This is a genomic window from Halomonas sp. SS10-MC5 (assembly GCF_015992245.1).
GTDB classification, from domain to species: domain Bacteria; phylum Pseudomonadota; class Gammaproteobacteria; order Pseudomonadales; family Halomonadaceae; genus Halomonas; species Halomonas sulfidoxydans.
In genome coordinates this window covers 2,883,064-2,901,417 of the sequence record NZ_CP065435.1, presented here as the reverse complement: position 1 = coordinate 2,901,417, position 18,354 = coordinate 2,883,064, and the positions used below count along the sequence as shown (strand labels likewise).

At 66.9% G+C, this 18,354-nt stretch carries 19 protein-coding genes and 1 other RNA gene; 16 read left to right on the top strand and 4 right to left on the bottom strand.

The annotated features are described in order from the left end of the window. Window positions 1-130 precede the first annotated feature (130 nt). From zapE to I4484_RS13480, 8 genes are all read left to right on the top strand, one after another. Window positions 131-1,315: a cell division protein ZapE gene (gene zapE / locus I4484_RS13515; RefSeq protein ID WP_197447792.1), complete on the top strand. Its 1,185-nt coding sequence runs from the start codon at window positions 131-133 to the stop codon at window positions 1,313-1,315. A 170-nt stretch (window positions 1,316-1,485) separates the two neighbouring features. Then, window positions 1,486-1,914, top strand: a complete 429-nt coding sequence (gene rplM / locus I4484_RS13510) for a 50S ribosomal protein L13 (RefSeq protein ID WP_111414267.1) — start codon at window positions 1,486-1,488, stop codon at window positions 1,912-1,914. A gap of 13 nt (window positions 1,915-1,927) precedes the next feature. Then, window positions 1,928-2,317 (top strand): 30S ribosomal protein S9, encoded by a 390-nt coding sequence (rpsI, locus tag I4484_RS13505; protein ID WP_149326461.1) that lies wholly within the window; start codon window positions 1,928-1,930, stop codon window positions 2,315-2,317. Window positions 2,318-2,528: 211 nt separating this feature from the next. Further along, the gene (petA, locus tag I4484_RS13500) at window positions 2,529-3,128 is read left to right on the top strand and encodes a ubiquinol-cytochrome c reductase iron-sulfur subunit (protein WP_197447791.1); all 600 of its coding nucleotides are present in this window, start codon (window positions 2,529-2,531) and stop codon (window positions 3,126-3,128) included. After that, on the top strand, window positions 3,128-4,387 hold the full coding sequence (locus tag I4484_RS13495; protein ID WP_197447790.1) for a cytochrome bc complex cytochrome b subunit: 1,260 nt from the start codon (window positions 3,128-3,130) through the stop codon (window positions 4,385-4,387). Before petA ends, I4484_RS13495 begins: the two co-directional genes overlap by 1 nt. After that, window positions 4,387-5,154: a cytochrome c1 gene (locus I4484_RS13490; protein WP_197447789.1), complete on the top strand. Its 768-nt coding sequence runs from the start codon at window positions 4,387-4,389 to the stop codon at window positions 5,152-5,154. The genes I4484_RS13495 and I4484_RS13490 overlap by 1 nt, the downstream gene beginning before the upstream one ends. A gap of 148 nt (window positions 5,155-5,302) precedes the next feature. Beyond that, on the top strand, window positions 5,303-5,929 hold the full coding sequence (gene sspA, locus I4484_RS13485) for a stringent starvation protein SspA (protein WP_197447788.1): 627 nt from the start codon (window positions 5,303-5,305) through the stop codon (window positions 5,927-5,929). Between the two features lie 49 nt (window positions 5,930-5,978). Continuing rightward, a complete protein-coding gene (locus I4484_RS13480) occupies window positions 5,979-6,476 on the top strand; it encodes a ClpXP protease specificity-enhancing factor (RefSeq protein ID WP_197447787.1) in 498 nt (165 codons plus the stop codon). An 87-nt stretch (window positions 6,477-6,563) separates the two neighbouring features. Here I4484_RS13480 and I4484_RS13475 read toward each other — a convergent pair whose 3' ends face one another. The 4 genes from I4484_RS13475 to I4484_RS13460 are packed head-to-tail and all read right to left on the bottom strand — an operon-like array spanning window position 6,564 to window position 9,887. After that, complete coding sequence (locus I4484_RS13475) at window positions 6,564-7,142, bottom strand: BON domain-containing protein (RefSeq protein WP_197447786.1); 579 nt, start codon at window positions 7,140-7,142, stop codon at window positions 6,564-6,566. A gap of 4 nt (window positions 7,143-7,146) precedes the next feature. After that, window positions 7,147-7,740, bottom strand: coding sequence for a phosphoheptose isomerase (locus I4484_RS13470; RefSeq protein ID WP_197447785.1), 594 nt, complete (start codon window positions 7,738-7,740; stop codon window positions 7,147-7,149). Window positions 7,741-7,768: 28 nt separating this feature from the next. Then, a complete protein-coding gene (locus tag I4484_RS13465) occupies window positions 7,769-8,137 on the bottom strand; it encodes a YraN family protein (protein ID WP_197447784.1) in 369 nt (122 codons plus the stop codon). Next, window positions 8,121-9,887 carry a penicillin-binding protein activator gene (locus I4484_RS13460; protein ID WP_197447783.1) on the bottom strand — a complete coding sequence of 589 codons (1,767 nt, stop codon included), beginning with the start codon at window positions 9,885-9,887 and terminating at the stop codon, window positions 8,121-8,123. Before I4484_RS13460 ends, I4484_RS13465 begins: the two co-directional genes overlap by 17 nt. 101 nt (window positions 9,888-9,988) lie before the next feature. On the opposite strand from I4484_RS13460, the gene rsmI reads away from it, so the two are divergent. The 8 genes from rsmI (at window position 9,989) to mraY (ending at window position 18,327) form a co-directional block, all read left to right on the top strand. Continuing rightward, a complete protein-coding gene (rsmI, locus tag I4484_RS13455) occupies window positions 9,989-10,846 on the top strand; it encodes a 16S rRNA (cytidine(1402)-2'-O)-methyltransferase (RefSeq protein ID WP_197447782.1) in 858 nt (285 codons plus the stop codon). Window positions 10,847-10,899: 53 nt separating this feature from the next. Continuing rightward, window positions 10,900-11,264: RNase P RNA component class A (gene rnpB / locus I4484_RS13450), an RNA gene on the top strand. Between the two features lie 66 nt (window positions 11,265-11,330). Then, window positions 11,331-12,287 carry a 16S rRNA (cytosine(1402)-N(4))-methyltransferase RsmH gene (gene rsmH, locus I4484_RS13445; protein ID WP_197447781.1) on the top strand — a complete coding sequence of 319 codons (957 nt, stop codon included), beginning with the start codon at window positions 11,331-11,333 and terminating at the stop codon, window positions 12,285-12,287. 35 nt (window positions 12,288-12,322) lie between these two features. After that, window positions 12,323-12,625: a cell division protein FtsL gene (gene ftsL, locus I4484_RS13440; RefSeq protein WP_197451044.1), complete on the top strand. Its 303-nt coding sequence runs from the start codon at window positions 12,323-12,325 to the stop codon at window positions 12,623-12,625. Then, window positions 12,622-14,331, top strand: a complete 1,710-nt coding sequence (locus I4484_RS13435) for a penicillin-binding protein 2 (RefSeq protein ID WP_197447780.1) — start codon at window positions 12,622-12,624, stop codon at window positions 14,329-14,331. The genes ftsL and I4484_RS13435 overlap by 4 nt, the downstream gene beginning before the upstream one ends. A 31-nt stretch (window positions 14,332-14,362) precedes the next feature. Then, window positions 14,363-15,871 carry a UDP-N-acetylmuramoyl-L-alanyl-D-glutamate--2,6-diaminopimelate ligase gene (locus tag I4484_RS13430; protein WP_197447779.1) on the top strand — a complete coding sequence of 503 codons (1,509 nt, stop codon included), beginning with the start codon at window positions 14,363-14,365 and terminating at the stop codon, window positions 15,869-15,871. Next, window positions 15,868-17,235, top strand: a complete 1,368-nt coding sequence (gene murF / locus I4484_RS13425) for a UDP-N-acetylmuramoyl-tripeptide--D-alanyl-D-alanine ligase (protein ID WP_197447778.1) — start codon at window positions 15,868-15,870, stop codon at window positions 17,233-17,235. Before I4484_RS13430 ends, murF begins: the two co-directional genes overlap by 4 nt. Before the next feature lie 9 nt (window positions 17,236-17,244). After that, the gene (gene mraY, locus I4484_RS13420; RefSeq protein WP_197447777.1) at window positions 17,245-18,327 is read left to right on the top strand and encodes a phospho-N-acetylmuramoyl-pentapeptide-transferase; all 1,083 of its coding nucleotides are present in this window, start codon (window positions 17,245-17,247) and stop codon (window positions 18,325-18,327) included. Window positions 18,328-18,354: the final 27 nt, after the last annotated feature.

The following is an 18,354-nucleotide window of genomic DNA, read 5'->3' as shown; positions in this document are numbered from 1 at the left end:
TGGCGGCCCATTATAGAAGCGTTGGCCGTCGGCGGGTCAACGATCGGCCATTTTTCTGCGCGCCGCGCTCGGGATGCGTATAATGCGGGGCCTGCAACGATGCGAGCCATGATCCAGCAAGGAAACTTCCATGTGCGCGACCGTGACCTCTGCGGGGCCCCGTTCGGCCGGTGCCGGCACGCCGCTGGCACGCTACCGGGCCGACCTCGAGCGCGACGACTTTCACTACGACCCTGCCCAGGAGCAGGCCGTGGAGCACCTGCAGCGTCTCTACGACCAGCTCGTGGCCTCGCCGCGGACCGAGCCCCGGGCGGTAACCACCGGGCGCGGGCTCAAGTCCCGGGTGGCGGGGTTGTTCGGCAAGCGCGACAAGGGGGGCGAGGAGCCGGCCTTGCCGGCGATCCAGGGGCTCTATTTCTGGGGCGGGGTGGGGCGTGGCAAGACCTATCTCGTCGACACCTTCCATGAGTCCCTGCCATTCCCCGACAAGATGCGCACCCATTTCCATCGCTTCATGCAGCGGGTGCACAACGAGCTGGAGCACTACAAGGGCGAGAAGAACCCGCTGACGCTGATCGCCGGGAAATTCGCCGCCGAGGCGCGGGTGATCTGCTTCGACGAGTTCTTCGTCAAGGACATCACCGATGCCATGATTCTCGCCAACCTGCTCGAGGCGCTGTTCGAGCGCGGCGTGGTGCTGGTGGCGACCTCGAACATCGTGCCCGACGAGCTGTACAAGGACGGCCTGCAGCGCGCCCGTTTCCTGCCCGCCATCGACCTGCTCAAGCGGCACTGCCGCGTGGTCAACGTCGACTCGGGGATCGACTATCGTCTGCGCGCCCTGCAGCGGGCCGAGATCTTCCATGCGCCCCTCGACGCGGCCGCCGAGCGTGAGCTCGAGCGCAGCTTTCGCGAAATCGCCAGGCACGAGGGCGAGGCCGAGGTGCCGATCGAGATCAATCACCGCGTGTTGCGAGCGCGGCGCCTGCACGACGACGTGGTGTGGTTCGAGTTCCGCGAACTGTGCGACGGGCCGCGCAGCCAGAACGACTACATCGAGCTGGCCCGCGAATTCCACACCGTGCTGGTCTCCAACGTGACCCGGATGGGGGCGGCGACCGACGATCAGGCGCGCCGCTTCATCAACATGGTCGACGAGTTCTACGATCGCGGCGTCAAGCTGCTGATGTCGGCCGAGGCACCGGCGGAGGCGCTGTATGCCGACGGCCGGCTCGCGTTCGAGTTTCAGCGCACCCTGTCGCGACTGCAGGAGATGCAGTCGCACGAGTATCTTGGCCTGCCCCACAAGCCATGACGGCAGCCAGATAGGGCTTTATCCCGAGCGCGCAGTTCATGTAGAATACGCGCTCCTCGACCGTTGTCGCCGCTCACTGAGCGCGGCAACCAAGAAAAATAGGGATGATCCCGGTGGCGCCGCGGCGCACGGGGTCCAATGCACTTGATAGATCTTGTGGTGATTTCTCCATGAAAACGTTCACTGCTAAGCCGCAGAGCGTGCAGCGCGACTGGTATGTCGTCGACGCGGCGGACAAGACGCTCGGCCGTCTGGCCACCGAAATTGCACGTCGCCTGCGCGGCAAGCACAAGCCCGAGTTCACCCCTCATGTCGATACCGGCGACTACATCGTCGTGATCAACGCCGAGAAGGTGCGGGTCACCGGCAACAAGGCCAAGGCCAAGACCTACTATCGCCACACCGGCTACCCGGGCGGTCTTCGCTCCATGAATTTCGAGAAGATGATCGCGCATGCACCCGAGCGCGTGATCGAGTCTGCCGTCAAGGGCATGCTGCCGAAGGGGCCGCTGGGGCGCGCCATGTACTCCAAGCTCAAGGTCTACGCCGGCGCCGAACATCCGCACGCCGCCCAGCAGCCGCAAGAACTGAACATCTGAGGGGATCATCACCATGGCACAGCAGTATTACGGTACCGGGCGCCGCAAGACATCGACAGCCCGTGTCTTCCTCAAGCCGGGCACCGGCAAGATTACCGTCAACAACCGTGACCTGGATCAGTATTTCGGTCGCGTTACCGGCCGCATGGTGGTTCGCCAGCCGCTCGAACTGACCGAGACGACCGGGCAGTTCGACGTCTATGTCACCGTCAAGGGCGGCGGCGGTTCCGCTCAGGCGGGCGCCATTCGTCACGGTATCACCCGCGCCCTGATGGAGTACAACGAGGACTTTCGTCCGGCGCTGCGCGCCGCTGGCTACGTCACTCGCGATGCACGTCAGGTGGAGCGCAAGAAGGTCGGCCTGCGCAAGGCGCGTCGCCGTCCGCAGTTCTCCAAGCGCTGATTGCGTCCAGAACGAAACAAAAACCCGGGCGTTTGCCCGGGTTTTTTTATTTTTATTTCAAGCAATTGCAGGTCGAATTCCACCTTGGTCAGGACTGTTTCGTCTTGTACCAAGCGGTGCGATTCCTTAAGATATGGCGGATTTGGTATCCGTGGTCGCGGAACTCATTCCGTGCGGGATCAACGGGTAAGCTGATGGGAGAAACCAGAAAATGGCAGACAACGGCGTGAACAAAGGGCGGCGCCGTCTCCTCCTTGGGGCTACCACCGTCGTAGGGGCGGTGGGGGCCGTGGGAGTGGCAGTTCCCTTTGTGGCTTCCTGGCAGCCGAGTGCCAGGGCAAGGGCGGCAGGGGCGCCAGTGACGGCGGACGTCTCGAAGCTCGAGCCGGGACAGCGCATGACCGTCGAATGGCGCGGAAGGCCAGTCTGGGTCATCCGGCGTACCTCCGACATGATCGAGCGCACCGAAAGCTTCGATCCCTCCCGTCTGGCCGACCCCGAGTCAAATGAACCGCAGCAGCCGAGCTACGTCAGCGGTCCGCTGCGCTCGATCAAGCCCGAGATCGGCGTGCTGATCGGTATCTGTACCCATCTGGGTTGCTCGCCGCTGTTCCGCCCCGAGCCGAACGCCGAAGGGGTGGGGACGGACGACTGGCCGGGCGGTTTCTTCTGCCCCTGCCACGGCTCGCGTTTCGACCTGGCGGGCCGCGTGTTTCGCAACGTACCGGCGCCGACCAATCTCGAGGTGCCGCCGTATCGCTTTGAAAGCGACAGCGTGATCGTCGTCGGCGAAGATGAGGAGGCTGCCTGATGGGTAATCCGAACCGTGCCAAGGCAGAGAGCGGATTCATGCGCTGGGTGGACGACCGCTTCCCCGCCACCCAGATGTGGCAGGACCATCTCTCCAAGTATTACGCGCCCAAGAACTTCAACGTCTGGTACTTCTTCGGCTCACTCGCCCTGCTGGTGCTGGTCAACCAGATTCTCACCGGCGTCTGGCTGACCATGAGCTACAACCCTTCCGCCGAGGGTGCCTTCGCCTCCGTCGAATACATCATGCGCGACGTGGAGTGGGGATGGCTGATCCGCTACCTGCATTCCACCGGCGCTTCCGCGTTCTTCGTGGTGGTCTATCTGCACATGTTCCGCGGCCTGCTCTACGGCTCCTACAAGGCGCCTCGCGAGCTGGTGTGGATCTTCGGCATGGCGATCTACCTGGCGCTGATGGCCGAGGCCTTCATGGGTTACCTGCTGCCCTGGGGGCAGATGTCCTACTGGGGCGCCCAGGTGATCATCTCGCTGTTCTCTGCGATCCCCGGCATCGGCCCGGACCTGGCTCAGTGGGTGCGCGGTGACTACCTGATCTCCGGCATCACGCTCAACCGCTTCTTCGCCCTGCACGTGGTGGCGCTGCCCATCGTGATCCTGGCCCTGGTGGTGCTCCACCTCATCGCCCTGCATGAGGTCGGTTCCAACAATCCGGACGGCATCGACATCAAGGCCAAGAAGGACGAGACCGGCAAGCCGATCGATGGCATTCCCTTCCATCCGTACTACACCGTCAAGGATGTGTTCGGCGTGGCCGTGTTCCTGTTCGTGTTCTGCGCGGTGGTGTTCTACTTCCCCGAGGGCGGCGGCTATTTCCTCGAGAAGCCCAATTTCGAGCCGGCCAACCCGTTGAAGACGCCGGACCATATCGCACCGGTGTGGTACTTCACGCCCTTCTACGCCATCTTGCGCGCCATCACCTTCTCGATCTTCGGGCTGGATGCCAAGTTCCTCGGCGTCGTATTCATGGGCGCGGCCATCGCGGTGCTGTTCGTGCTGCCCTGGCTCGACCGCAGCCCGGTGAACTCCATGCGCTACAAGGGCTGGATCTCCAAGGTGATGCTGGCGCTGTTCGCCATCAGCTTCGTGATTCTCGGCGTGCTGGGCGTGCTGCCGGCGACTGACGGTCGTACCGTGCTGGCGCAGGTTTGCACGGCGGTCTACTTCGCCTTCTTCCTGCTGATGCCGTTCTACACCAGGATGGAGAAGACCAAACCCATTCCGGAGAGGGTGACTGGCTAATGAAAAAGCAACTGTTCGCACTGCTCTTCGTGCTGGTGCCCTTCACCGCGATGGCGGCGGGTGGCGAGAGCGTGCCGTACTCGATGACGCCGGATCTCCAAGACAAGCCGTCGTTGCAGCGGGGCATGAAGCTCTTCGTCAACTACTGCATGGGGTGTCATTCGCTCGAGCATCAGCGCTTCGCTCGTGCCGCCGAGGACCTCGACGTTCCGCAGGAGCTCATCGAGGAGAACCTGATCTTCTCTTCGTCCCTGGCCTACAACGACCAGATGAACAACGCCATGAGCAGCGAGGACGGCGAGAGCTGGTTCGGCGCGCCCCCGCCCGACCTCACCCTCGAGGCGCGGCTGCGCGGCACCGACTGGATCTACTCGTACCTGCTGACCTTCTACCGTGACCCCGAGCGTCCCAATGGGGTCAACAACGACGTGTTCGATCTGGTCGCCATGCCCAACGTGCTGGAGCCGCTGCAGGGCGTGCAGGAGAAGGTCTGTGCCGAGACGGATCGTCCCGTCCATGGGGCGGAGCTCGATCCGCTCACCGGCAAGTACCAGTCCTGCGAGGTGCTGCAGGTGACGCAGCCCGGCGCCATGGAGCCGGAGGAGTTCGAGGAGGCGGTCTACGATCTGACCAACTTCCTGGCCTACGTCGGCGAACCGACCAAGCTGCATGCGCAGGCGCTGGGGCCGAAGGTGCTGATCTTCATCTTCATTTTCGGCGTGTTGGCGTACCTGCTGAAGCGTGAGTACTGGCGCGACATCCACTGATTCGCTCGAATCGGTAGGTCGTGCCGCAGGGGGCGTATGGCCATCGTGCCATGCGCCCCCTGCGTATTGTTCCGAGTTCGAGAGCACGCCACCCCCGCAGTTGGGTGCGTGCTATCATGCTGGTTCGAATTGATGCGAGGATTGTTACATGGGTGTAGTGGCCAAGCGGTCGTCGATGATCTTCTACTCGGGAGGCGATGACCACTTCAGTCATCGCGTACGTATCGTGCTCGCCGAGAAGGGCGTGGCGGTCGATATCGTCGAGGTCAATGGCGACCAACGTCCCGAAGAGCTTGCCGACCTGAACCCCTACAACAGCGTGCCGACCCTGGTCGATCGCGATCTGGCGCTCTATGAGTCCAAGGTCATGATGGAGTACCTGGACGAGCGCTTCCCCCATCCGCCGCTGCTGCCGGTGTACCCCGTCGCACGGGCGCAGAGCCGGCTCTGGATGCATCGCATCGAGCGGGAGTGGTGCCCGCTGGTCGAACAGATCGAGAGCGGCAGCAAGAAGGAGGTGGAGAAGGCACGCAAGGAGCTGCGTGAAAGCCTCATCGGCATCTCGCCGATCTTCGAGGACGTGCCGTTCTTCATGAGCGAGGAATTCTCGCTGGTAGACTGCTGTATCGCGCCGATACTCTGGCGTCTCCCGGTGCTGGGCATCGAGCTTCCGGAGAAGCAGGTCAAGCCGCTCGTTGCCTACATGGAGCGCCTGTTCGAACGGGAATCCTTCGTGTCGTCGCTGAGCGAGAACGAGCGCGAGATGCGCGCCTGAACCAGGCGTCGGGCTTGCCCGACGCCGACAGACTGGAGGGCAGAACGCCATGTTGTCGAGCCGCCCCTATCTGGCCCGAGGCCTCTACGAGTGGCTTCTGGACAATGACCAGACTCCCTATATCGTGGTGGACGCCGAGCAGCCTGGCGTCAGCGTGCCGCGCCAATTCGTGCAGAATGGCCAGATCGTGCTGAACGTCGGGCCCGCTGCGGTGCGCGATCTGCGCATCGAGAACGATGCCGTGAGCTTTCACGCCCGCTTCGGTGGGCAGCCCATGCAGGTCGTCGTGCCCATGCCGGCCCTGGTCGCGATCTACGCCAAGGAGAACGGTGTGGGCATGGTCTTCGGGCATGAGCCGACCATGCCGGCACCGCAACAGGAGGAGGGCGCCTCCGCCGAAAAGCCCGAGCTGACCAGCGTCGACAGCGGTGCCGAAGAGGGCGGAGAAGTCGCCGGGAAACCCGAACACGACGAGACATCGCCCACCGGCAAGGGCACGAAGGGTGCCGCGTCCAGGAAACGGCCGTCGCTGCGGGTGATCAAGTAGCCCGGCAGGCGTAGGTTTCGCGGCGACCAAGACGCAGAACGGCAGGCCCAGGCCTGCCGTTCTGCGTTTGCGTTGGGGGCGGTGCGCTCAGTCGAGGTAGTCGAAGACCTTGACGATACGCTGGATACCACCGACGTCGGCCACGGCATTGACGATGCGGTCTGCTTCGGCCCGTGTGACCATGCCCATGATGTAGACCGTAGCGTTCTCGGTGATGAAACGCAGCCGGCCGGTGTCGATGCTCTCGTCGGCCGCCAGCGTCGTGCGGATGCGGGTATTGATCCAGGTGTCAGAGAGACGCTGGCTGGCCGGAAGGTTGGCGGCGACGGAAAGCTCGTTGTGCACGTCGCGTACGTTGCGAACCTCCCGCGCCACTTCATTGGCCTTCTCCTTCAGCTCTTCGCTGGGGACCTGGCCGGTGAGGAGCACGATGCCGTTGTAGCTGTCGACGTTGATGCGGGCATCGCCGAGACGGGCGTCGCTGCGGCGCAGGTTGTGGGCGATCTTGGTCTCGATGCTCTCGTCTTCCACCTGGGCGCCTAACGTGCGCCTGCCGTAGTTCTCGTCGATGGTGCCGGGGTTGGTGACGCCGGTGACGGCGGTACAGCCGCCGAGGGCCAGTGCCAGGGTGGCCAGAAGACAAGCGAACAGTCTGGTTGAGGTCATGGTATTACTCGCTGCTGCCGAAGAGTTGTTCATCGATGAGGTCGCACAGGCAGTGGATCACCAGCAGGTGAACCTCCTGGATGCGAGCCGTGGAAGTCGCCGGGACGCGTATCTCGCAGTCGTCCTGGCCAAGCAGGGAGGCCATGTCGCCGCCGTCGCGGCCGGTCAGGGCGACGACGGACATGTCGCGGTCATGGGCGGCCTGGATGGCCTGGATGACGTTGCCCGAGTTGCCGCTGGTCGAGATCGCCAGCAGGATATCGCCGGGCTGGCCGAGGGCCCTGATCTGCTTGGAGAAGACCTCGCTGTAGCTGTAGTCGTTGGCGATCGAGGTCAGCGTCGAGGTATCGGTGGTAAGTGCCAGTGCCGGCAGGCTGGGACGCTCCCGCTCGAAACGGTTGAGCAACTCGGAGGAGAAGTGCTGGCTATCGCCCGCGCTGCCGCCGTTGCCGCAGGCCAGGATCTTGCCTTCGTTGACCAGGCACTGGACCATCATCTGGCTGGCGACCTCGATGAAGGGGGGCAGCACCTCGCTGGCGTAGGTCTTGGTATCGATGCTGGCGTTGAAGTGGCCGAGTATGCGTTGCTGAAAATCCATTCTGTCGAGTCCTGTCGCGTAACGTCGGTCAGAACGCTTCGAAGGCGCCCTGTACCCATTCGAAGTCGAGCGCGGGCGGGGAGCCGGTCACGGCCAGCACGTCGAAACGGCAGGGACATGATAGCCGGTTACGCGCCAGATAAAAACGCGCCGCATGGATCAGCCGGCGCTGCTTGGCGGCAGTCACGGTTTCCAGCGGATGTCCGTGGCGCACGTCGGCGCGATGGCGCACCTCCACGAAGACCAGCGTCTCGCCGTCGCTCATCACCAGGTCGAGTTCGCCACCCTTGAACTGCTGGTTGCTGGCGATGAGCGTGAGCCCGCGTGCCGCGAGCCATTCGGCGGCCAGACGCTCGATGCGGGCGCCACGGGCACGGGCGTCAGCGGAGCCGGTCATCATTCTGGCCATCGTCGAGCCGCTCGAGGGTCAGGATGGGCTGCGGCACGCCGCGCTCGAAGCGCGCCCAGGGCAGCCGTCGCTGGATGCGGCCGTCGTGCCCGGGGACCAGCAGGCCGGTGGCGCCGAACAGTTCGCTCTCGGGCAGCAGCTGGAACTGCGGCAGCCGTCGTGCCAGTTCGTAGGCGTCGACGCCCATGGCCATCAGCCGGAAGGTGGAGGGATCGGCTTCCTGCTGAAGTTCCTCGAAGCTGGCGAGGTAGGGCAGTGCTTCCACCCCGCCAACGGCGGCGTCGGGGATCTGCCAGGGAATATCGACGAAGTTGACCTCGTCGAGATCGTGGTCGAGCAGTGGCTGGGGGCGCCCTTCGTAGAGGTGCGAGGTGGCGTAGATGGGAAGATCCGCCGCATCGTAGTAATCGAGCGTCGGCGGCACCTGGCGGGCGTAGCTCGGCAGGGCCAGCAGGAACAGCATGTCGGGGCGTCCGCCGGCCAGCACGCGGCGGGTGCTCTCGGTCGCCGAGCCGCGCGGATCGTAGGCGATGGCGTTGGTGATGGTGCCATCGCGCTGGCGCCATTCATCCTCGAAGGCGCGGCCGACCCGGGCGCCCCACTCGTTGTTGGGCACCATCAGGGCGCTGCGACGATGGCCATCCTCGCGCGCACGGCGAGCCACCTGGCGCGCCTCGTCCTCGGCCGAAAGCCCGTACTGGAACAGCCCTTCGGCACGATTCGTCGAACCGGCACCATAGTTCAGCGCCAGTGTCGGCAAGGGCACGCTGTCGCGGGACTCGAGTTCGCTGACCTGGTCCTTGTCGAGCGGGCCGATCACCACCTGGGCGCCGCGGTTTCGCGCCTCGGCATAGAGGGCGTCGAGGTCGCCCTGGCTGGCGTCGAGGAACGAGAGCCGTACGCCGCCGTTGCGCTCGACGCTGTGGAGGTGGTGGATGCGAATGCCGGTTCGAATCGATTCGGCCACGCCGGCCAGCGGGCCGCTGCCGGGCAGGAAGACGGCGATGTGGCGTACCTCCTTGCCGCGCAGTTCGCGCAGTGCCAGCAGCTCGGAGGGCACGCGGCGGGCCGCTGGATGCCGGGGGTTGCGCTCACGCCAGGACTCTAGGCGAGCGAACAGGCGCTCGATGTCGCCGTCGCTTTCGCGCACCAGGCTGGCCAGCTCCAGCCAGCCGCGGGTGAGGTCGTCGGCGCCCTCGCGCAGGCTGGCGAGCCCGCTGCCCTCGAGGCGCGATAGGGCGGCCCAGATGGGCTCGTTGAGCGCTTCCCGGTCGGTGCGTGCCTGCACGTCCATCAGCATGGCGGCTGCGGCGCGGTGTTCGTCGATCTGCAGCAGGGCGCGGCCCATGCGCTCGCGCAGGATCAGGTCGGCGTCGCGTGGCACCTCGATCTCATCGAGCAGCTGACCGGCCTGGACCACGGCCCAGGGGTCCTCGAGCGCTTCGCCGAGCTCCGACAGCAGCATGGCCCAGTGCAGGCGGTACTCGGCGGGCAGCCGGGCGTCGTCGATCTCGCGAGCGACCTCCAGCGCCTGGGTGCGCCGGTCACGGCGTGCTAGGATATCCGCCGCCTCGAGTCGGCTGAGCGCGGCCTGCTCGGGGGCTTGCTGCTCGGCCTGTTCGAGCAGGGCGCCGGGGTCGTCGTCGGGCACGCGCTCGACGACGCCGGAGGGGGTGCAGCCGGCCACCAGGAGGGCGAGGAGCACGGTGGCCAGCAGGCCGCGGGACGTTTTCAGCATGTATCCTTCCTTGTCTGCAGGCTCAGAGAGGCACAGGCCTGTCTCTGGGCCCGGCATCAATCACGTTCGGCCAAGCCCGACAGTCTCCCTGAGGAATCGCCATGTCTGACATCGATCTGGGCACATTGTACGTGGTCGCCACGCCGATTGGGAATCTGGAGGATCTGAGCCCCAGGGCGGCCAGGCTGCTGGGCGAGGTGTCGCTGATCGCCGCCGAGGATACCCGCCATACCGTTCGGCTGTTGCGCCACCTCGGGCTTACGGTGCCCATGCTTTCGCTGCACGAGCACAACGAGGCGGCGCGGGTGGATCAGCTCGACGAGCGGCTGGTGCGCGGCGAGAGCATCGCGCTGGTCAGCGATGCCGGAACGCCGCTGATCAGCGACCCCGGCTTCGTGCTGGTGCGTGAGCTGCGCGCGCGCGGGCGTTGCATCGTGCCGGTGCCGGGGCCCTGCGCGCTGGTGGCTGCGCTCAGCGCGGCCGGCCTGCCCACCGACCGTTTCCTGTTCCAGGGCTTCCTGCCGGCCAAGGCGGGGGCGCGACGGCAACGCCTCGAGCGGCTCGCCAGCAACCAGGAGACGCTGGTGTTCTACGAATCGCCCCACCGCATCCGTGACACCCTGGCCGACATCGCGGCGGTCCTCGGTGAGCGCCACCTGGTCCTGGCCCGGGAACTGACCAAGTCGTTCGAGACCTTTCTCGACGGCAGCGCCGCGGCGCTGCTGACGCGCATGGAGGACGACCCTGATCAGTCCCGCGGTGAGTTCGTGATCATGCTGGCAGGCGCCGAAGCGAGGCACGGTTCGGACGCCGCCAGCCTGGAAGCCGACGCCGTGCTCGAGGCGCTGCTCGCCGAGGGCGTGGGCGTGAAGCAGGCCGCGGCGGTGGCGGCGCGCCTGTTGGGCGGGGCGAAGAAAGCCTGGTATGGCCGCGCCCAGTCGCTCAAGGAGGCGCGCTGACAAGGTGTGGAAAGACATTGAGAGGCCTCGGGCGCGCTGGTATTCTTGCGCTCGGAGTCGGCCAGACAGTCGCCGCCGGCAGCGCTTGCGAGCGCCGCCGGGGGAGGAAAGTCCGGGCTCCACAGGGCAGGGTGCCAGGTAACGCCTGGGCGGCGCGAGCCGACGGAAAGTGCAGCAGAGAGCAGACCGCCTACGTCTCCCGCGGGAGGCCGGCAAGGGTGAAAGGGTGCGGTAAGAGCGCACCGCGCGCCTGGTAACAGTGCGTGGCATGGTAAACCCCACCCGGAGCAAGACCAAATAGGAACCCAATGGCGTGGCCCGCGTCGGGTTCGGGTAGGTTGCTGGAGGGCCGCGGTGACGCGGCTCCTAGATGAATGGCTGTCCTCGACAGAACCCGGCTTATCGGCCGACTCCCCCGAATCAAACCCTTCGCGTCCGGTCAAGGCCGGTGCGTTCATTCAAGTTCGAGACACCGGGAAAGCGCATGCCGCCATCCGCCGCTGAACCGAGCCGACATGGCTTTCGTCATGCCAGCGTGCTGCTGGACGGCGCCGTGGATGCGCTCGTTCATGACCCCAGTGGGACCTATCTTGACGGCACCTTCGGCCGCGGCGGTCACTCGCGTGCCATCCTCGAGCGGCTGAGCCCTGAGGGCTGCCTGCTGGCCATCGACCGTGACCCTCATGCCATCGCCGAGGCGCAGACGCTGGACGACCCGCGCTTCGCCATCGAGCAGGGGGAGTTCGCCAACCTGGACGAGATCGCCCGACGCCGAGGCCTGCACGGCAGCCTGGCCGGCATACTGCTCGACATCGGCGTGTCGTCGCCGCAGCTGGACGACCCCGAGCGGGGCTTCAGTTTCCTGCGTGACGGCCCGCTCGACATGCGCATGGATCCGACCCGGGGCGAGAGCGCTGCCGAGTGGCTGGCGCGCGCCCGTGAGGCCGATATCGCCCAGGTGTTCAAGATTTACGGCGAGGAGCGCTTCGCCAGGCGCCTGGCGCGCGCCATCGTGACGCGTCGTGCCGAGAGACCGTTCCTGCGCACCGGCGACCTGGCCGAGGTGCTCAAGGTGGCCCATCCGGCCTGGGAGAAGGGCAAGCATCCCGCCACGCGCGCCTTCCAGGCGCTGCGCATCCACATCAACGGCGAGCTCGAGCAGTTGGACCTGGCGCTGGAGGCCGCGTTGGAGGCGCTGGCGCCGGGCGGCCACCTGGTGGTGATCAGCTTCCATTCCCTCGAGGACCGCCGGGTCAAGCGCTTCATTCGCCACCACGTGCGTGGTGATAGCGACCTGCCGCGCGGCATACCGGTGCGCGAGGCGCAGCTCGCCAGGCGCCTGGAGATGCTGGGCAAGGCGCAGCGCCCCACGCCGGCCGAGGTCGAGGCCAACCCGCGCGCGCGCAGCGCGGTGATGCGCGCTGCGCGCAAGCTGACCTGAGGAACGGCATGGCGCAAGGACGGCTGTCATCCCGAATGCTGCGCGTCGCCAGGCGTCCGGCCTGGCTGCCGAGCTGGCGCCTGCTGCTCGTCCTTGGCCTGCTGCTGGCCTGCCTGGCCAACGCCACGGCGGTGATCAACGCCAGCCACCAGACCCGCATGCAGTACGTGCGCCTGCAGCAGCTCGAGCGTGAGCGCGATCAGCTGCAGACGGAGTGGAGCCAGCTGCTGCTCGAGGAGAGCGCCTGGTCATCACCGGCGCGCATCGAGCGCCTGGCCGTCGAGCGGCTCGAGATGCGCCTCCCCGATGTCGACGAAGTCGAGGTCATACGGCCATGAGTACCGAGGTACGCAGTGGCGTGACGCCGCGTCGCCGGCCGCCCATGGCGCCAATGGGCGGGCTGCGCTATGGCGTGGTGCTGGGGGCGGTGATCCTCGGCTTGCTGTTGCTGGCGGGGCGCATCGTGACCCTGCACGTCTTCGATCGGCCTTTCCTCCAGGGCCAGGGCGATGCGCGTATCCTGCGCACGGAATCGCTGACGGCCCATCGCGGCATGATCACCGATCGCAACGGCGAGCCGCTGGCCGTCTCCACGCCGGTCGTGACGCTGTGGGCCAACCCTCAGGAAGTGCCCGACGACCGCATTCGACGGCTGATGCTGGCGCAGGCGCTGGGCATGCCGCTGGACGACCTCGATGCCAGGCTGGAGCGTTTCGGCGAGCGCGAGTTCATGTACCTGCGCCGCCAGCTGACGCCCGCGGCCGCCCAGCGGGTGCTCGACCTGCGGGTACCGGGGGTCTACGCCCAGCATGAGTACAAGCGCTACTACCCGGCCGGCGAGGTGGTCGCCCAGTTGCTCGGCGTGACCAACGTCGACGACATGGGGCAGGAGGGCATCGAGCTGGCCTACCAGCCCTACCTGGCCGGCACGCCGGGCCAGCGCCGCGTGGTCAAGGACCGGCGCGGGCGTCTGGTGCGCGACCTGGAGATCCTGCGTGAGGCGCAGCCGGGCGGTGAACTGACGCTGTCCATCGATCAGCGCCTGCAGTACATGGCCTACCGTGAACTCAAGGCGGCGGTTGCCGAGCATGAGGCCGAGGGTGGTGTCGTGGTGATGATGGATGCCCGCACCGGTGAGGTGCTGGCCATGGCCAACCAGCCCTCCTACAATCCCAACAATCGCGCCGGCATCGATCCGCGCGGCCTGCGCAACCAGGCCATCGTCGACGTCTTCGAGCCGGGCTCGGTGATGAAGCCGTTGGCCATGGCGGCGATCATGGAGAGCGGTCGATTCCCGAGCGACGTGGTGGTCGACACCTCGCCGGGCTGGATGCGCATCGACCGTTTCACCATTCGCGACATCCGCAACTACGGCGAGCTCGACCTGGCCGGCATCCTCGAGAAGTCGTCGAATATCGGCATGTCCAAGCTGGTACTGGAGCTCGACGACCCTCTGGTCCCTGACCTCTACCGTCGGCTCGGCTTCGGCCAGAGCTCCGAGACCGGCTTTCCCGGCGAGTCCGTGGGGCACATGCCGGCCCCGGTGCGCTGGTCGCGAAGCCAGTGGGCGGCGCTGTCGTACGGTTACGGCCTGTCGGTCTCCGCGCTGCAACTGGCCAGCGCCTATACCGCGCTGGCCAATGGCGGCGTGCGCATGGCTCCCTCGCTGCTGAAGCTGGACGAGGCGCCTGCCGGAACGCCGACCATCGACCCGCAGGTGGCCCACGAGCTATTACGCATCATGGAGCAATCCGTGCAGCCGACCACCGGCGGCAGGCGCGCGGCGGTACCGGGCTACCGGGTGGCCGGCAAGACCGGTACAGTACGCAAGACGTCAGGACGCGGCTACGAGGAGAACGCCTATCGCAGCCTGTTTGCCGGTATCGCTCCCGTCTCCGACCCGCGTATCGTCACCATCGTCATGATCGACAACCCCCGGGCGGGAGAGTACTACGGCGGTGCCGTGGCGGCGCCGGTGTTCTCGCGCGTCACGGGCAGTGCCCTGCGGCTGCTCGACGTGCCGCCGGACCAGCGTGCTAGATGATTCCTGCCGTTTCCACGACAGAGGTGTGTCGATGCAGGTAAGTATTTCCCGTCTCCAGGCGGCGCTACGCCGCTGCTGGCCCGGCATGGCGATGCCGGGCTTTGCCGGTGTCGCGCCGGTTCGTCTGGTGCTCGACAGTCGGCGGGTCGCGCCGGGCGACGTGTTCATCGCCGTGCCGGGAGTGACCGGCGACGGCCGTTCCTACCTGGCCGAGGCGCTGCAGTCGGGCGCCGTCCAGGTGCTCTACCACCTCGAGCCGGGCGAGACGCTACCCGATGCGGCGCGGGAGCAGCCGGTCGTCGGCCTGCCGTTCCTGCGCCAGCGTCTGGGCGAGCTGGGGCGGCTGCTCTTCGAGGTGCCCGATGCGCTGGAGCTGGTCGGCGTGACCGGGACCAACGGCAAGAGCTCCGTGACCCACTACGTCGCCGAACTGAGCGAGGCCCTGGGGCGCCCGGCGGGCCTTGTCGGCACGCTGGGGATGGGGCGCCCCGGTCAGTTGGAGGATTCGGGGCTGACGACGCCCGGCCCGCTGACGCTGCAGGCGGCCCTCGGCGAGATGGCCGCGGGCGGCATCGACCGAGTGGCCATGGAGGTCTCTTCACACGCCCTGGAGCAGGGGCGCCTCGATGGCTGCCACGTCACCGCCGCGGTATTCACCAACCTCAGTCGCGACCACCTCGACTATCACGGCAGCATGGCGGCCTATGCTGCCGCCAAGGCGCGGCTGTTTCGCCGTTCCGAGCTGGCGCTCGCGGTGGTCAACGCCGATGACCCGCTGGCTCGCCTGATGCTGGCAGGGTTGCCGGAAGGCGTGCGTGTGCTGGCGGTCGGCGACGATCCGGCGGCGACGCTGCGCGTGATCGACTGGCGTCCCAGCCGTGACGGCCAGCTGGCCCTGGTGGCCACGCCCGAGGGTGAGCGTTCGCTCGAACTGCCGCTGATGGGCCGTTTCAACCTCGACAACGTCCTGCTGGCCATCGCCACGCTGCACGGCCTGGGGGAGCCGCTCGATGCGCTGTTCGAGGCGGCTTCGCGATTGACCCCGGTACCGGGACGCATGCAGCGGGTGGGACGGCATGGCCGACCGGCGGTGATCGTCGACTATGCGCACACTCCCGAGGCGCTGGAGAATGCGCTGGTCGCGCTGCGCGAGCATCTGCCCGGCGACGGTCGGCTGTGGTGCCTGTTCGGCTGTGGCGGCGACCGCGACAGCGGCAAGCGCCCGCTGATGGCGGCTGCCGCCGAGCGTCATGCCGATCGGCTGGTGGTGACCGACGACAATCCGAGAAGCGAGGACCCGGCGCAGATACGCGCGCAGATCCTCGCCGGGGTGTCGGAGGCCGCCGCACCGCGCACCGAAAGCATCGCGGGGCGCCGCGAGGCCATTGCCCGTACCCTGGCCCAGGCGGGGAGCGATGATGTGGTGCTGATCGCCGGAAAGGGGCACGAGCCCTATCAGGAAATCGACGGCGTACGCCATGCCTTCAGCGATCTTGCCGAAGCCGATGCTGCGCTGGCGCGTCGCGAGGAGGGGGCATGAGCGGATCCGGCCTGCAGAGCCTGGCTGCCGTCGCCGAGGCGCTGGGTGTGGCCGCGCCCGGCCACGAGGTGCTCCTGAGCGACATCGTCAGCGACACGCGTCGTCTGGTCCCGGGCAGCCTGTTCGTGGCGCTGCGCGGCGAGCGCTTCGATGCCCACGATTTCATCGCCCAGGCGCGGGAAGCGGGGGCGGCGGCGGCATTGGTCGAGCGGCGTGTCGACGATTCGCTGCCGCAACTGGTGGTGCCGGACACGCGGCTGGCGCTGGGTCTGCTCGGACGTGCCCGGCGCCGCGCCTGGGGTGGCCCGCTGGTAGCGGTGACCGGCAACAGCGGCAAGACCAGCGTCAAGGAGCTGCTGGCCCGGCTGCTCGGCCAGCGTGGCAAGACCCTGGCCACGCTGGGCAATCTCAACAACGACATCGGCGCGCCGCTGACCCTGCTGGGGCTCACCGCCGAGCACCGCCAGGCGGTGGTCGAGCTGGGCGCCAATCACCTCGGCGAGATCGCCTGGACCGTGGGCCTGGCCGAGCCGCAGGTGGCCATCATCACCAACGTCACCGGCGCCCATGTCGGCGAGTTCGGCGGCATGGGCCAGATCGCCCAGGCCAAGGGCGAGATCCTCGGCGGCCTGGGCAGCGACGGAGTGGCGGTGCTCAACCGCGACGACGTCTATTTTCCGCTCTGGGCGCGGCTGGCCGCGCCGCGGGAGGTACTGGACTTCGGTTTTGCCGAGCAGAGCCGCGTGCGGGCCACCGAGCTGGCCTGCGACGCCCTGGGGCGCTATGCTTTCACGCTTGTCGCGGATGGCCGTCGGGTCGGCCGGGTGCAACTCGCGCTGCTCGGGCGTCACGGCGTCGCCAACGCGCTGGCGGCGGCCGCCGGGGCACTGGCGCTGGGGCTTGACGACGGCCAGCTGCTGGCGGGGCTGGCGGCGGCGGCACCGATGCCGGGGCGATTGAGTCCGCTGCCGGGCATTCGTGAGTGCCGCCTGCTGGACGACAGCTACAATGCCAATCCGGGAGCGGTCAAGGCGGCGCTGGCGCTGCTGGCCGAGCTGCCCGGCCCCAGGTGGTGCCTGCTGGGTGCCATGGGAGAACTGGGGAAGGAGTCGGAGCGGCTCCACGCGGAAGTCGGCCGCTGCGCGAGAGAGCTGGGGATCGACGCGCTGTTGACCTGCGGCGAACCGGCGCTGGCCGCGAGCCGGGCCTTCGGCGATGGCGGGTATCATTTCAACGATCACGAGGCGCTGACGCGCCATGTCCTGGGCCATCTGCCCACCGGTGCCAGCGTGCTGATCAAGGGGTCGCGCAGCGCCGGCATGGAGCGGGTGGTGGCGGCGCTACGAGCTGACGCATCAAGGTGAACGCAACACATGCTGCTTTTTCTGGCTGAATTCCTGGCGCAGTACCAGAGCGCCTTCAACGTCTTCAACTACCTGACCCTGCGCATGATCCTGGGCACCATGACGGCCCTGCTGCTGTGCCTGTGGCTGGGCCCTTGGATGATCCGCCGCCTGGTCGAGCGGCAGATCGGCCAGGCGGTGCGCGACGACGGTCCGCAGTCGCACCTGTCCAAGGCCGGCACGCCGACCATGGGGGGCGCCATGATCCTGATGTCGATTGCCGTCGGCACGCTGCTGTGGGCCGACTTGACCAACCGCTTCGTGTGGATCGTGCTGGTGGTGACGCTAGGGTTCGGCGCGATCGGTTGGGTCGACGACTATCGCAAGGTGGTGGAGAAGAACCCCCGTGGCTTGCCGGCGCGCTGGAAGTACTTCTGGCAGTCGGTGATCGGCCTGGGCACCGCGCTGATGCTCTACCTGACAGCCACCAGCCCGGTGGAGACCAGCCTGATCGTGCCGCTGTTCAAGGACATCGTGCTGCCGCTGGGCGTGTTCTACGTCGTGCTCACCTACCTGGTCATCGTCGGCAGCTCCAACGCCGTCAACCTCACCGATGGCCTCGACGGCCTGGCGATCATGCCCACCGTCATGGTCGCCATGGGGCTGGCGGTGTTTGCTTATGCCAGCGGCAACGCGGTGTTCGCCAACTACCTGCAGATTCCCAACATCACCGGCGCCGGTGAGCTGGCGGTGTTCTGTGCCACCATCTCCGGCGCGGGGCTCGGCTTCCTGTGGTTCAACACCTATCCGGCGCAGGTCTTCATGGGCGATGTCGGCGCGCTGGCGCTGGGCGCGGCGTTGGGCGTGGTCGCCGTGATCGTGCGCCAGGAGATCGTGCTGTTCGTCATGGGCGGCATCTTCGTGCTGGAGACCATCTCGGTGATCCTGCAGGTCGGCTCCTACAAGCTGACCGGCCGGCGCATCTTCCGCATGGCGCCGCTGCATCACCACTATGAGCTCAAGGGCTGGCCGGAGCCGCGGGTCATCGTACGCTTCTGGATCATCACCGTGGTGCTGGTGCTGGTCGGCCTGGCCACGCTGAAGGTACGCTGAGCCGGGTGGCGCCGATCCCACTGCGCG